Annotated in this window: 14 protein-coding genes; 5 read left to right on the forward strand and 9 right to left on the reverse strand. The window is 38.0% G+C overall.

What is annotated here, in order from left to right; genetic code table 11:
- Window positions 1-165 precede the first annotated feature (165 nt).
- The 4 genes from F7732_RS18365 to F7732_RS18380 are packed head-to-tail and all read right to left on the reverse strand — an operon-like array spanning window position 166 to window position 2723.
- Window positions 166-762: a hypothetical protein gene (locus F7732_RS18365; protein WP_151575545.1), complete on the reverse strand. Its 597-nt coding sequence runs from the start codon at window positions 760-762 to the stop codon at window positions 166-168.
- Window positions 759-1490, reverse strand: coding sequence for a hypothetical protein (locus F7732_RS18370; protein WP_151575546.1), 732 nt, complete (start codon window positions 1488-1490; stop codon window positions 759-761). Before F7732_RS18370 ends, F7732_RS18365 begins: the two co-directional genes overlap by 4 nt.
- On the reverse strand, window positions 1462-2358 hold the full coding sequence (locus F7732_RS18375; RefSeq protein WP_151575547.1) for an ATP-binding cassette domain-containing protein: 897 nt from the start codon (window positions 2356-2358) through the stop codon (window positions 1462-1464). Before F7732_RS18375 ends, F7732_RS18370 begins: the two co-directional genes overlap by 29 nt.
- Window positions 2355-2723 (reverse strand): GntR family transcriptional regulator, encoded by a 369-nt coding sequence (locus F7732_RS18380; RefSeq protein ID WP_151575548.1) that lies wholly within the window; start codon window positions 2721-2723, stop codon window positions 2355-2357. The genes F7732_RS18375 and F7732_RS18380 overlap by 4 nt, the downstream gene beginning before the upstream one ends.
- Before the next feature lie 272 nt (window positions 2724-2995).
- Here F7732_RS18380 and modA point away from each other — a divergent pair, with 272 nt between their 5' ends.
- Both modA and modB read left to right on the forward strand, forming a co-directional pair.
- Window positions 2996-3772 (forward strand): molybdate ABC transporter substrate-binding protein, encoded by a 777-nt coding sequence (gene modA / locus F7732_RS18385; protein ID WP_192913055.1) that lies wholly within the window; start codon window positions 2996-2998, stop codon window positions 3770-3772.
- A 1-nt stretch (window position 3773) separates the two neighbouring features.
- Entirely contained in the window at window positions 3774-4439 is a 666-nt protein-coding gene (modB, locus tag F7732_RS18390; protein ID WP_066450817.1) for a molybdate ABC transporter permease subunit, read from the forward strand.
- A 69-nt stretch (window positions 4440-4508) separates the two neighbouring features.
- Here modB and F7732_RS18395 read toward each other — a convergent pair whose 3' ends face one another.
- Window positions 4509-6236, reverse strand: a complete 1728-nt coding sequence (locus F7732_RS18395; RefSeq protein ID WP_151575550.1) for an ATP-binding protein — start codon at window positions 6234-6236, stop codon at window positions 4509-4511.
- A 310-nt stretch (window positions 6237-6546) separates the two neighbouring features.
- On the opposite strand from F7732_RS18395, the gene F7732_RS18400 reads away from it, so the two are divergent.
- On the forward strand, window positions 6547-7596 hold the full coding sequence (locus F7732_RS18400; protein WP_151575551.1) for a lactonase family protein: 1050 nt from the start codon (window positions 6547-6549) through the stop codon (window positions 7594-7596).
- Window positions 7597-7775: 179 nt separating this feature from the next.
- A complete protein-coding gene (locus F7732_RS18405; RefSeq protein ID WP_151575552.1) occupies window positions 7776-8135 on the forward strand; it encodes a hypothetical protein in 360 nt (119 codons plus the stop codon).
- Between the two features lie 748 nt (window positions 8136-8883).
- Here the strand turns inward: F7732_RS18405 and F7732_RS18410 are convergent.
- Window positions 8884-9660, reverse strand: coding sequence for a hypothetical protein (locus F7732_RS18410; RefSeq protein ID WP_151575553.1), 777 nt, complete (start codon window positions 9658-9660; stop codon window positions 8884-8886).
- Window positions 9644-10162, reverse strand: a complete 519-nt coding sequence (locus F7732_RS18415; RefSeq protein ID WP_151575554.1) for an RNA polymerase sigma factor — start codon at window positions 10160-10162, stop codon at window positions 9644-9646. The genes F7732_RS18410 and F7732_RS18415 overlap by 17 nt, the downstream gene beginning before the upstream one ends.
- Before the next feature lie 630 nt (window positions 10163-10792).
- On the opposite strand from F7732_RS18415, the gene F7732_RS18420 reads away from it, so the two are divergent.
- Window positions 10793-12370, forward strand: a complete 1578-nt coding sequence (locus tag F7732_RS18420; protein WP_151575555.1) for a Vga family ABC-F type ribosomal protection protein — start codon at window positions 10793-10795, stop codon at window positions 12368-12370.
- 49 nt (window positions 12371-12419) lie between these two features.
- On the opposite strand, the gene F7732_RS18425 is transcribed toward F7732_RS18420, so the two are convergent.
- Window positions 12420-13094 carry a YqeB family protein gene (locus F7732_RS18425; RefSeq protein ID WP_151575556.1) on the reverse strand — a complete coding sequence of 225 codons (675 nt, stop codon included), beginning with the start codon at window positions 13092-13094 and terminating at the stop codon, window positions 12420-12422.
- A 75-nt stretch (window positions 13095-13169) separates the two neighbouring features.
- Complete coding sequence (locus F7732_RS18430; RefSeq protein WP_151575557.1) at window positions 13170-14048, reverse strand: helix-turn-helix transcriptional regulator; 879 nt, start codon at window positions 14046-14048, stop codon at window positions 13170-13172.
- Window positions 14049-14377: the final 329 nt, after the last annotated feature.

Consider the following 14377-nt stretch of genomic DNA (forward strand, 5'->3'; position numbering starts at 1 on the left):
TTGTCTTACTTCCTTGTAGCTACAGGGATTTCTCAGGTTTTTGATGGGAGCTGAGGATTTTCAATAAGGATAGCAGGGAACTACTTTGTATAAGGAATAGCATCCAAAGATACTGATGCTTATATAAATACGGGGAGGGTTTAGTTGTACCCTCCCCCACGTTACTTACTTTTGTACTGTTCTTGTGTGGATCTCCGGTCCGTGGTTAATGTTGATGTTTGGCGGCAGCTGGATGTATATGATGGGTACATTGTAAGCAAAATCTCTACCTATACCTTCCTCACTCAGAAATTGGTTGCTAGTAAAGTTAGTTGTGACTAGATTCATGTCAAGATAGTTCCTGCCAGTTATGGAAATGGCTAGTTCTTTGTCTTGAATTTCAGCTTGGAGAGTTGCCATCTGATCACTTACATCATACTGGTTAATTTGAGCATAGGGTCCGAAAATAGTTACATCCACTTTTTGATCCTGCTCTTGTTTCTCTTTCAGAATAAACAGTGAATTTTCCGGATATTGTGAAGTCAGTTCTAAAGTGTCTTCCTCATAATCAAAATGATACTCCACTGTTTTATATTGCTCATCAATTTCCTGATAGTTCCCTGACAATAATTCACTTTCCACACCAAATAATTCCGTTTCAGCTTTTGATAATGTCAGGTTATCATTCATTAAAAGAACCAATGCCATACTGGCAATCAATACAATGGAGTAAGCAATGAGAAGCCAATGAGTGAGTTTTTTCTTTTTTCTCCATGATCTCATTTTCTCACCTCCAATTTTGCAAAGATCATCGTGGCTGCTGTGTAAAACAACGTACTGACACAAAGCACCTTAGCCGCAAAGAACCAGAACTGTGCCTCAAATGCAAAGAATTCAATAAAGCCTTGCGGAATACTTATGGAAAAAGCGTTACTGCCGAAGCTGATCAGCAGTCCCACGAACAATAGAATAAATAATTTATTGATTTGCACACATGCCCCAATAAAATAACCGGCTGCACTAAACAACATCATATAAAGGAATGAAGCCGCAATACTGATTAAAAAGGCATTCAGTGAAAACGAAGTTTCATAGTACACCTCGTCAGAGAAACGCAAGGCAAATGCCCTAGGCAGAAACCCAGCCATTCCAGCAAAAATACTCCCAATCCCGCTAAGTGTCAGCAGAAAAAAAATGTTAGACAAGCTGCCTGAAACCCGGCTCGCCACAAATGAGAAATCAGCATATCGGTTGTGCTTTGTTGTCATGGTGATGGCTGCAATAAAAACCCATAAAAATGTAAAGGCAATAATAACATCAGCGGAATAGGAACGTATATTATATGAAAATAACCCATCAGAACCACCCATACTGCTGGTAGAATTGAAAGAAAACACAACAGCAATCAGTTGTATGAATACGAGTGAGCTGAACACATCTAAATTAGATTTAAATTTAAAAAAGTATTGCTTCTTGACAATATTACTTAATTTCGCGGCTTGCGAAGACATGGTCAATTCCCCCTTTCGACATACCTGTTAAATGAATACTCATTTCGGTTGCAGATACAGATGAAAAAACGAGTCCAGGTACAGTTTGGGACTGTCCTTGATTTTTCACAATGACATAATCAAAATCATCGCCCGCAGACTTGTGGTAAATGACTTCTTGATCCTCCAGCCAATGTGAAACATCTTCACGCTTTCCTTTCACCGCTAGGCCCCATTCCTTTAAATCGGATATCGGCATATGAGAGTGAACTCTACCGTTATTTAAAATAAGGACATCCTCTAAAATATCCTCCAGTTCTTCCAAATGATGGCTTGAAACAAGGATTGTCCGAGGAAAATCAAGATAATCTCTTAAGACAGCCCGGTAGAAATCTTTTCTAGTCGATGCGTCCATGCCTGTTGTTGGTTCATCAAATATAGTTAGGGGACACCTTGATGAAATGCCCACAATCATGTTAAACGTGCTCATTCGACCTTTCGAAAGCCTGTTATGATAGCCATCATAATCAAACTGAAAATACTCAAATAGCCGATGTGCCAAATCCTGATCCCAATTTGGATAAAAGACTGCTCCTGCATCTAAAATATCACCGAGCTTTAGAGCAGACGAAAACCCCATTCGATCATCTGCAAATATGGAATTCTCTGATACATACAGGCTTTCAAATGGCTTTTGTGCAAAAACGTTAAGGTCTCCAGATGAGTTCTTTAGAAAACCGGCTATTAACTTTAGTAAAGTTGTTTTCCCAGCACCATTGCGTCCAATCAATCCTGTTATAGTATTTTCTTTAATAGAAAAAGAAACATCTGATAAAACTTCTTTTCGAAGATATTTTTTCGTTACATTTTTTGCCTCAATAACATTCATGGCTTTTCCCCCTCCTCCTTAATCATTTGTATTAATTCCTCTTCACCAATCTGCAGTCGCTTTGCCTCTGTAACCAGCTCTTGAATAAGCCTTTTCACCGTCTCATTCCTCCGCTTCTTAGAAATAATGTCTTTTGCTTCTGCAGTGACAAACATGCCTAGTCCGCGCTTTTTAAATAGTATTTCTTCTTCAGCCAAAAGGTTTAATCCTTTTGCTGCGGTCGCAGGATTGATCGTATACATTTCTGCCAGCTGATATTGTGAGTACACCTTTTCTTCTTCCTTGAGGGCACCGCTTAAAATTTCAGACTCAATCCATTCAGCGATTTGTACATAAATTGGCTTATTGCTTTCCATATTTAACATACTGGCCGCCCCCTTCCTCTAACATAGTACATTACTGTTGTAATGCACTATAACATAATATACATAAATGTTCTAGAACTTTCCAATTTTATTCATAATAATCAAGAAGAGCGGAGCTGCCATTAAATTAAAAGTACCAGCAACAAATCGCTCTCTTTAAATTGTCACAAACAGGAGCCTATTGATCACGAAGGATCAAGAGACCTGTCCCCCCGGTGAGTTAAATGCGTTATAATGGATGGTAGTTCATGTTAGTGAAGGAGAAGACAGCGATGATAAAAAGGATCGGTTTGTTTGCGGTTGTTATATTGTGCTGTTTCTTTGCCTCCGCTTGTTCTAGCAGTAATCAAATCCAAGAACAGGCAGAGACAGAATTAACGGTATCAGCTGCAGCAAGCTTACAAAATGTACTAAATGAGATAAAAACAGACTTTGAGAATGACCATACAAATATTACTTTAACCTTCAATTTTGGCGGTTCCGGTTCCCTGCAACAGCAAATTTCACAAGGTGCACCAGCAGACCTTTTCTTTTCTGCCGCTGAAGATAAGTTTCAAACACTAGTAGATGAGGGATTGATAGGAGAAGGTAAAAATCTTTTAGGCAATGATCTAGTTCTCATCGCCTCTAAAGGAGTCACTTCCAAAGTCTCTAGCTTTGAAGATTTATCTGCGTTCGAAACTCTCTCGATTGGTACTCCCGAATCCGTGCCTGCGGGTAAGTATGCTAAGGAGGCGCTGTCCAATCTGAATATCTGGGAGAATGTAACAGATAAAATTGTCTATGCTAAGGATGTTCGCCAAGTCTTAACATATGTGGAAACAGGGAATGTAGATGCAGGTATCGTTTATAATACCGACGCCCTTGTTTCTGAAAATGTTGAGATCATCGATTCTGCTCCTAAAGGCACACACGAAGATATCATATATCCTGTTGGCATTTTAAAAGAATCGGATCATCAAGAGGAAGCTAAATTATTCTATGACTATCTCCAAAGCGAGAAAGCCATGGCAATTTTTAAAAAATATGGATTTAAAGGTTTGAATTAATATGTCTATCGATTTTTGGTCACCAGTCAGACTATCCATTGAAATTGCTGCCGTTTCCAGTGTGATTGTTATCATTTTAGGGACGATATTTGCAAAGGTTTTAGCCCGAAAAAGATTTAAAGGTCAGATTGTCATTGAAACTCTTTTCCTATTGCCGCTTGTTCTTCCGCCAACTGTCATCGGCTTTTTGCTGATCTTGTTTTTCGGGCGAAATAGTCCCGCAGGGCAATTTATTGAGTTTTTGTTTGATCAGCCTCTTATTTTCACATGGTGGGCTGCGGTGATCTCCGCGGTTGTGGTTTCGTTTCCTCTTATGTATCAATCAGCAAAAGCTGGATTTGAAGGGATTGATTCTGATATTGAGGGAGCTGCAAGAGTAGATGGAGCTGGCGAATTCCGTCTTTTCTTTAATGTTTCCGTTCCCCTCGCCAGTAAAGCGCTTATGACAGGTGCGATATTAAGTTTTGCCAGAGCTCTGGGTGAATTTGGGGCAACACTTATGTTTGCAGGAAATATCCCCGGAAAAACACAGACGACATCGACAGCCATCTATTTAGCGATTGATGCGGGTAATATGCAAACGGCTTATCTTTGGGTCGCCTGCATGGTTGGACTGTCATTTATCATGCTTTTGTTTATTCACCTGTTAAAAAAAGAACATGTCTGACTCCTCCATTAGTGATCAGACATGTTCTTTTTAATGTTTTCATCGACAGCAGATTTATCTTACAAACATTTATTGATGGGAGGGAAGCAGGATTGTAACAGAAGTTCCACAGCCTTCTTTGCTTTTCACCGTCATTTCCCCGCTGTTTTCTTTCATAAGCTTAAAACAGATTGTAAGGCCAATGCCTGTCCCCTTTTCCTTACTCGTATAGTAAGGCTCACCGATTCTAGACAACCTTTGTTTATTGATTCCTTCCCCATTATCAATAATCCGAATCCGCACTTTTCCAGCCCGTTCATCCATAATCATTTTAATTTTGCCGCCTTTAGAGATTGCCTCCAGGCTATTCTTTAAAATATTAATGATGACTTGTTTGAAATGAGATTTATCTATTTTAATATAACAATCTTTTTTGAGCCGATCTTCAATATAGATGTTTTTATTTTGCTCCAAAGCAAGAGCGTGGAAAAGCATATGGATGCTGCGGATTTCATCTCTGACATATACTTCAATCTCCCCAGCTTGCCCCTGTTCGCGAGCCTCCGGCTTGCTTAAGATAAGCAATTCCTTTAACACTTCATTAATACGATCAATTTCATCCAGAAGAATATTTTCATATTTCGAATCAGAGTTCTTTTCCTTTATTAATTGAATAAAGCCTCTTATGGTCGTTAATGGATTGCGAATTTCATGAGCAACGCTAGCGGCCATTTCTCCAATTACTTTTAATTTTTCTGATGATAATAATACTTGTTCATGACGTTTCTGTTCTGTAACATCAATTCCAAAGTAGATCTGATAAATTTCCGTTTTACTTTGCTGAAGCTCTCTTGTGCCCCAGCTTATATACCTTACTCTCCCTTTTGCATCAGTATGTTTACTAGGCTGTTCCAGATTTTCATTCAGTATTTCTTTAACCTCTGGAAAATCTGAAAACTTAAACCCTATTAAATCCTTCACTTTAAAGCTGAAAAGTTCGCAGAAAGAGTCATTTACTTTTACAATGTTATTTTTCCCGCTCGTAACAAGCAAATAATTAGGATTAATATTCATGATCGCTTCCAGCAAATCACTTTGGCGGATAAGTTCTTTGTTCATTGAATGGATTTTGGATGATTGCATTTGAAAGAAACCGAAAAATAAAATGATCGCTGCAATAATCGAATTAAAACTGGAGAAAAACAAAGGAAAAAATGAAAAACCACTCATAACTCCATTAAATAAAATAAACATAGCCGCTATCATCAATTTTAAATAAAAACTTCTATAGACTTTAATCTTTATTTGCAGTGATAGGATTGAAAGCATTGAAGTATTAATAAATATGAAAAAAGTATTGATGATAAACAAACTATTTAAGGGCCCATACACGGGCATCCAATGAGAAGGGGAGATCCCTTCAGCATGAACCAAGTGATATGTTTCAATGCCAGCTTCTGTAAAATTAAAGAGATAAACGATTGTACTAAATCCAATCATTATATATAAGGTCGATTTATTACATAAACCCTTCATATGACTTAAGGAAGGTGTTTCTTGGACAAGATGATAACAGAAATAATACATCATTGGCATGAGGAAGATCGATCCGCCTCTAAGAATACGAAATAGTAGATCAATGGTGTCTAATGATAGTACACCGTTCGCATACAGAATCGATACATCCATTTGCCAGGAAGAAAGCAGAAAGAGGAACACAGCCATCGCAATCGTTATATGAGTTTTTGGTGTAAAAAGTACGGCAATGGAAATGATTAATGGAATGGCTGAAACAAGTAAAAGCAAAATGAATTCCACTATATTCCTCCTTTCAATTATATGTGCGCCTTGGTAGACTTTCTAAATTAGCTGCAAGTTAAGATCATTCTATTCTACTATGTTAGTGACATCAATCGGGGAATCATCCCCTATTTTAATCATTTTTTTACATAAGGGTATAGGCTATTTGATGCCATATATACCAATAATCTGTAAAAAACTATATCACTGAACCATTAAGAGTGCAATCTGCCGTCTTTCATATAAGAAACACAATTATTTTCACAATCAATTTGAACATGCTAACATAGAATGAAGAAACCATATTATATATTGGAGGTTTAAAAAGATGGCAAAATACGCTGGATATATTGGTACATATACAAAAGGGGAGAGCAAAGGAATATATAAATTCACCCTGGATACTGAATTAAAGAAGCTAGACAATATTGAAGCAGCAGCTGAACTGGGCAACCCAACTTACTTAACGATCTCAGAAGATAACCGTCACTTATATTCTGTGATTAAAGATAACGAAGATGGCGGGGTAGCTGCTTATTCAATTGACGAGAATGACCTCAGCTTACAACTTATAAACAGCCAAACTTCTGCAGGTTCACCTCCTTGCCATGTGAGCATTGATGAAGCTTTAAACCTTGTTCTGACAGCAAACTACCATAAAGGAACAGTTGAATCTTACTTAACAAATACCGACGGCTCCCTTCGGCCTGTAAGCTCTATTATGGAGCATAAAGGTTCTGGCCCTGACAGCAGACAAGAGAAGGCACATACCCATTATGCAGGGATGACACCTGACGGAAAATATGCAGCCGCAGTAGACCTTGGTACAGATGAGCTTATCACTTATGAGGTACAAGACGGGAAATTATCAAAGAAGTCCGTCTTCACATTCACACCTGGAAGCGGTCCGAGACATCTTGTCTTCCATGCGAATGGCAAAATTGCTTATGTGATGACAGAATTTAGTTCTGAGGTTGTTGTGCTAAGCTATAATGCTGAAGATGGTTCTTTTACACAGCTGCAAGCCATTAAAACGATTCCTGAAGATTTTACGGAGAACAACCAAGGCAGTGCTATCCATTTGTCCTCTGACAGCCGCTTCGTATACGCAGCAAATCGAGGCCATGACAGTATTGCTGTCTTTGCGATTGATGAAAATACAAACACATTAACATTTGTTGAACATACTTCTACAAACGGCGAATGGCCGCGTGACTTTGTTCTCGATCCAAGCGAAAAATTCGTTGTTGCCAGCAATCAAAATTCCAGCAACCTTTCCCTATACAGCCGGGATGCTGAAACTGGAAAGCTTACTCTTCTTCAAAAAGATGTTGCAGTGCCTGATCCTGTTTGTGTAAAGTTTTTGCATGTAAAATAATGATTAAGAAAAACCGGGCAAAAAACGCCCGGTCTTTTTTATAGTCCAAAGATTTTAACAAAAAGAAGGACAGCTCGTTGGGTGTCATTTTTTGTTGCAATCCCCTCCCTCTTTGTAGTTCTTTCATCAAGGGACATGCATATATTTTATGTAAAGAAGAATAAAGGAGGATTTTTACTTTGAAACGACTGCTGCCGCTGATCGGAATTATCGCCGTCATTTTATTCATTGCTTATTATGAAACTACCTATAGCATAGAAGATGGAGCAAATAATGAGCTATATAATTACCCTCAAATCCCTGTTGTCAATGATAGTTCTGAAAATGAAGAGGTCTCTGCTTCAGCTAGTATAGAAACAGCCGATCCACTAGAAGGATTAACTCCTGAACTTGAACTGAGATATGAAAGTGAAACAATAGAAGAAGGATATTTAGTTGAGACGCATCGGCAATATGAGATCTACCGTGATCAGAACAATCAGGTGGTTAAAAGCATCCCTACTGATCACATTGAGTATATTAAATATAAAATGGAATGATATAACATACCTGCTGATGCCAATTCTTAAGTATGTTGTTTTTATACATGTAATTAACACCTTTGATTGTGTTAGAGAGGTACACTAAAGGATAAAAAACATGACTTCGCCCTGACTTTTTCCACAATCTCACCTTTTTCGTCATAAAACCAGTAATTTTCACTGAAATTCCAAGGAATTTATGCGTTTAAATTGTAAGATTGAAGAAAGGAAAGAATAAGGGAGTTTATAAATGCAAACCAAGTGGATGAGATACACTGTTCAAACTGGGTTCTGTTAGGCGTGACTGCCATTACATACATGGCGCTCAATTTTATTCCCACTGGATATCAATATGATAACAACGGGGGAGACGAGACTGCGACTATATATAGATGGAATCTTGGACAAAGAGCATACTCGAATATGACCTGTCTGTATGGATGATTAATATTTTCATCTTACCCTTTTATTTGCGGGCTTAATATGGATATAAAACCAGAAGGACGGCCGTTTTCTATTAATTCTAAAGCACATACAGGATTTTGTTTAATCTTTCTCATCAGAATAGTGATTGCAGACATTTAGTATTATTCCAATGCTCAACTTAGTAAAAAGGCTGCTTATTTCATAAATATTTACAACTACTCCATATACAGCAGCCTCATAATGATCTAATATTTTTATAACAGGAATATCCTCGTAAACAGGAAAACAGCCGATAAATTTTATAAGAGACCTATAAGCTACCTTACTAAAGTTTATTTGCCTATTCTTTGTTATAGTTAAGACTTTCTGCCACCCCTATAACATCCTCAGCTGATATCTCAGGACCTCCTATTTTTTCCTGCATATCCCAATAAAAATAATAAAGATAATGATCACTTACAACATACAAGACAGGTGCGATATGATCCATATTCTCAGCAGGTGTTTTAAGTATCCCTTTTTGTCCAGAAATAGATAACTCTTCCAGGTTATAAGCCTTAGCTGGATACTTTTCATGTGCTAGCAATGAAGCATACACTTCATCCTTATCCCTATCATGCTTTTGGGTGTGAATCTTGATGTCTCCATTAATTGTCGGATAAAAGGCTTGGGTTTCATATTTTTCTTTATCTCCTCTTTTTAGAATAGATAAGACAATTGACGGTTCTCCAGTAATAATTCCAGAGGTCCTGTATAGATCAAGGGGATATACTGTCTTGCTTATTCCCTGATCTGTTAGAACCGGTCTTTCCAGGTTATTATCGTATATATAGTCCTCACCTTCATAAAATTGCATTAAAGAATGTTCAATGACTGCAGTTTCCCCGCTTTCTTCTTTTATTAAGGGCGTCTGTATAAAAAAGTACATCGTACACATTAAGGCAATTGCTGTTGCAGCACTAAACATCCTTCTAATTACCTTTCGTTTATGCAATTTCTTAACACTGCTATGAATTTTGTATTTCACCTGCTGTGCCCGATCATTATCCCATTGCATATCGTGTTCGAGTCTCGTAAACTCTTTATCAAATTGGAATTCACTAATGAATTTTTTCATGCCAATAAACCTCCTTTGACAGTTTTCTTTCTAAAGCTTGCATAGCTCGAAATTGCACAGCCTTCACTTTATTTGGAGTCCAATTTAGAATCTCAGCTGTTTCAATAAGTGTAAATCCCTTTATTTTTCTTAATATGATAACCTTTCTATGAGGCTCCTTTAAATCAATGATAGCTTCATATAATTTTTTAGACCTTTCTTTCATGTGCAAGATATTTTCTGGTGAGAAATCAGCTGCTCGTTTACCTTGAAAAAATTCTTGTACTAAATGGATAGGTCGCTTTTTCCTTAAATAATCAATAGATACGTTATGGGCAATCCTAAATAACCAAGTTTTAACACTGGATAAATTATTAAACTTATGATGTTTTTTATACGCTCTAATAAATACCTCTTGTGTCAAATCCTCTGCTTGCTGATAATCTTTGACCATCATAAAAATAAATTTAAAAATCGTCTGATGATAATCGTTGTATAAGGCCTCTAGCTCTCCTTCCTTCAAGTCTCACCCCTCCTTTCCCTAATTTTTGTTAACCATTAGACGTATTAGATTCTTAAAAGTTATGGTTAATATAAAATTTTATTTGAGTATTACTGTGAGATCATTGTCCTAAAACATTTTAAAAAGTCTTTTTATCAATAACTTTATTGAAAGAAATGGAGTAGCGCGAAACTCCTGCGGATTAGTAAGGAGCTGGAAAGTAGCACCCCGGAGTGGAAATCATCATACTTTATCTCAAACGAACATCAAAGTTTGATAAAAAAGCCAAACATAATCATATTAACATTAATAGAATACTCTAAGAAAAGGGTTTCAAGTTTGCCCATTGACAAATAATATCCATTCCCGTATTGTTAAATTAATTAAAAACGGAAGGGTGAACCTGCTGACATGAAGTTATAATCCTATTTTTCGAAAACAAGTTTATAAGGCTATACGGATACACTGGGCATATTTATGCTCTCTTCTGTCCTGCCTTTAAAACAACGTTTTCAGAATAGGATTGGCTTGATTCGGCAAACGCTGGAAAAAAGGAGCAGTCTCTTTTTGGCGTACACCTGTGCCTCCTATTCTGAATCCGGATAGGAGGCTTTTTTGTCTCCTCCAGTATGAAGGAATGGGGATGATTGAATGAAATTGCTTGAAGCAAATCATTTAAAGGTTTTTATAAAAGATCGGTTAATTATTGATGTTGAACACCTGCAGCTCCACAGCAAAGACAGGATCGGCATTGTTGGCAAAAACGGAAGCGGTAAAACTACTTTACTAGAGGTATTAGCAGAAAAACGCAAACCAGACAGCGGAGATATCCATTTGTTTACCTCTCCTGTTCTTCTGCCGCAAATCAAAAAAACAGATACAACGAAAAGCGGCGGCGAAGTAACACAGGAATATATTAAAGAAGCCATGCTGCAGAATCCTGAACTTTTATTAGCTGATGAACCGACAACAAATTTGGATACATCACACGTCGAATGGCTGGAAAAATTACTGCGTCATTGGCAGGGCGCTTTTATCATCGTCTCCCATGACCGCGCCTTTCTTGATGCGCTGTGCACAACAATTTGGGAAGTAAGCGATGGAAAGGTAAAAGAATATAAAGGGAACTACTCTGACTATGTACAGCAGAAAGAGCTGGAAAGACTTGAGCACGAACGTGATTATGAGAAATATATTCAAAAAAAGCGCCAGCTTGAAAATGCTTTAGAGGAAAAAATGAAGCGTGCGGACAGAGCAACGAAAAAACCCAAAAATGTCAGTCTTTCTGAGGCGAGCATTACAGGAGCCAAGCCCTATTTCGCCAAGAAGCAGAAAAAGATGCAAAAAACGGCAAAGTCCATTGAAACACGACTGGAGAAGCTCGAAACAGTAGAAAAATTAAAGGAGCAGACACCGATTAAAATGGTTCTTCCTAATGAGCGTTCTTTTAAAAATAAAATCATTATCCGTGCCGAAAACATTGAAGGAGCATTCGGATTTCGTAAGCTCTGGTCGAAAAAATCCTTTCATATTAAGGGCGGAGATAAAGTCGCTATTATTGGAGCGAACGGCGCAGGAAAAACGACACTCTTGAAGAAATTGATTCATGGCAGTGATGGAATTACCCTGTCTCCTTCAGCTAAACTCGGCTATTTTAGCCAAAACCTGGATGTGCTTGATTTAAACCAATCCATTCTGGAAAACGTCAAGTCGACATCTGTTCAAGATGAATCTTTTGTGCGCACGGTTTTAGCTCGCCTTCACTTTTACAGAGACGATGTTTATAAATTAGCCGGTGTGCTGAGCGGCGGAGAACGTGTAAAGGTTGCATTGGCCAAATCATTTGTCAGTAACATGAATACATTTATTTTAGATGAACCGACCAACTACCTAGATATTGATGCCGTTGAAGCGCTTGAGACACTTTTAGCCGAGTTCGAAGGCACTGTTATTTTTGTCTCGCATGACCGCAGATTTATCTCTAAAGTGGCACAAAGAATATTTGAACTAAAGGATGGCAGCCTTTTAATCTATGATGGTAATTATGACAGCTATAAAAATGACACACCAAGGAATTCACGTGACACATCCGAAGATCAGCTGCTCGTCCTAGGAACAAAAATATCTGAAATATTATCTCGTCTCAGCATAGAACCATCACCTGAGCTTGATGCAGAATTCCAAAAGCTTTTAAGAGAAAAGAGAGAATTGGAAAATAAAAAGAAATGATAAAAAGAAGCAGCCACTCTTTCGGCTGCTTTTTCATTTATCTTTCTGATTAGCCAATCATTCTCACATATTGCCGTTTATTCTCATCATGAATAACTACTCCCAGTTCAGCTAAATCCTTTCGAAGCACTTTTGCCTCTTCTGCTTCCTCCTCCTCTATTGCTCTCTCCCTAGCGGACAGCAGCGCATTGACATCCTGCGGAAACTGCGGATGGTTAGCTACCCAGCGCTGATACCTGCTCGCGAATGGATCGTGATCTTTCCATGGATACAGATGTTGTCTAAACACGTTTGAGACCAATTCTTTTTTTGACTCTGACTGTTCCCGAAAGATTTCCTTTCCTTTATGACTTAAAATGACAAGATCCTTTCCATCCATATAAACGGCTGAAATCACATCCCTGTCAATCTGTTTCACATCCCTATGGATGTATAGCTTCACTTTGGCATCTGTAACATTGATTCTTAACGTTTCATTAAACACATATACTATAAAAATGATCCCCGTAAGTATACCTAAAAGCGCCGCTGCCGCTGAAACCCACCTGCCTTCCAAAGAGGCAACCCAGTCCAGTACCGCTCCAAAAGGCATGATGGGAATTCTTGCTGTCCAGTCAGCAATAGCAGGGATAAACCAGCCAATGAGCGCACCGATAACTGGCGGGATAATGATCAGAAACATTTTATCTACAGCAGATAATCCCAGTTCTGTTTCGTATTTCACAAAATTCTCTCCTTTAATATAATGTGAGATATAAACAAGCAGCCGATTCAGCAGCTGCTTATTGTGTGAGCTATTTTATTCCTCAAATGAAAGATTCACTGGTTCATCCTGCATTTGTCCCTGTATTTCAAGGTTCGTGCTCGCAACACTCTCGTCAACTTCCTGAAATGAAAATTGATCGGCCCATACTTGCCCCTGCCCTGATAATATAATGCCAAAAGCGATAACTGCACTGTTTTCTGGAACATCTAAGACGATGGAGTATCGGCTCCAGTTGGTTGAACCTGTAATAGGGCGATTGCTCATATTATCGAACTGAAGCATGTCTGAAGTATGATCATCCACACGCATCCACATACTGGCGAAGCTTTTTACATTTTCCGTTTTAATAAAACAAGATAAGCGAATGCGCTTGCCGATATAACGATCTGCTTTAAATTGCTGCATCATGGTCGCAAACTGGGCATCATCCAGTACCGTTTTTGATTTTAAGTAGCCAGATGCCCTGCCTTGATGGAAAACCTTATGATCAACACCCATTTCATAGCTGAATGGATCGGAACCACTGATAAACCAGCCTTTTAATTGATTTTCTTCCATAGAAGACTCCTCCTTGTTTTTCACCATATCTCTCATCAATTTTCTATATTGTCCAGGCGGCAATTGATACATCTTTTTGAATGCTCTCGTAAATGCTTCCTGTGAGTCAAATTGATAATAAAAGGCAATGTCTATAATTCTTTCATCTGAATATAATAATACTGCTGATGCATTCGCTAATCTGCGCTGCCTAATGTATTCGGTCATCGACATTTTAACGCTGCTTTGAAAAATTCGATGAAAATGAAATTTTGAAAAACCTGCTTCTTCTGCTATATCATCCATCGTAATCGGTTCATGCAGATGCTCTTCTATATAGGCAATGACTTTTTTTACAACCCATTCATAATCCACAATCTCTCCCGCCTCCCTCATAATCTAGCTTATCTCATTCTGCTTTCTGAATTTTGATTTTTATTGCGAAGTTTAGCAGATTGCTTACTTTTTCAGCTATTAGCTGCTGAATTTAAATTTGTGAGAATGGCTGCTTTAAAATTTACTTCTTCTAATTTCATGATATAGTAGTAAAAATATCATGTGATGGAACATAACATATTCTTAAGACAAGCTCAGGTGGTAAATGTCTGCAGCTTGTTACCTATTGCAGACTTTTTCCAGGACCATTTACGGGATGTATGTTATGACTGTTTATATCCATTTCATCATACATTTCTAATCTTAAG

The organism is Bacillus mesophilum (assembly GCF_008923265.1).
Lineage (GTDB): Bacteria > Bacillota > Bacilli > Bacillales > Cytobacillaceae > Cytobacillus > Cytobacillus mesophilum.

What these genes read in the sequence shown, in the direction of transcription:
- F7732_RS18365 (WP_151575545.1), bottom strand. Translation starts at nt 762, where the DNA reads ATGAGATCATGGAGAAAAAAGAAAAAACTCACTCATTGGCTTCTCATT.
- F7732_RS18370 (WP_151575546.1), bottom strand. Translation starts at nt 1,490, where the DNA reads ATGTCTTCGCAAGCCGCGAAATTAAGTAATATTGTCAAGAAGCAATAC.
- F7732_RS18375 (WP_151575547.1), bottom strand. Translation starts at nt 2,358, where the DNA reads ATGAATGTTATTGAGGCAAAAAATGTAACGAAAAAATATCTTCGAAAA.
- F7732_RS18380 (WP_151575548.1), bottom strand. Translation starts at nt 2,723, where the DNA reads ATGTTAAATATGGAAAGCAATAAGCCAATTTATGTACAAATCGCTGAA.
- modA (WP_192913055.1), top strand. Translation starts at nt 2,996, where the DNA reads ATGATAAAAAGGATCGGTTTGTTTGCGGTTGTTATATTGTGCTGTTTC.
- modB (WP_066450817.1), top strand. Translation starts at nt 3,774, where the DNA reads ATGTCTATCGATTTTTGGTCACCAGTCAGACTATCCATTGAAATTGCT.
- F7732_RS18400 (WP_151575551.1), top strand. Translation starts at nt 6,547, where the DNA reads ATGGCAAAATACGCTGGATATATTGGTACATATACAAAAGGGGAGAGC.
- F7732_RS18410 (WP_151575553.1), bottom strand. Translation starts at nt 9,660, where the DNA reads ATGAAAAAATTCATTAGTGAATTCCAATTTGATAAAGAGTTTACGAGA.
- F7732_RS18420 (WP_151575555.1), top strand. Translation starts at nt 10,793, where the DNA reads ATGAAATTGCTTGAAGCAAATCATTTAAAGGTTTTTATAAAAGATCGG.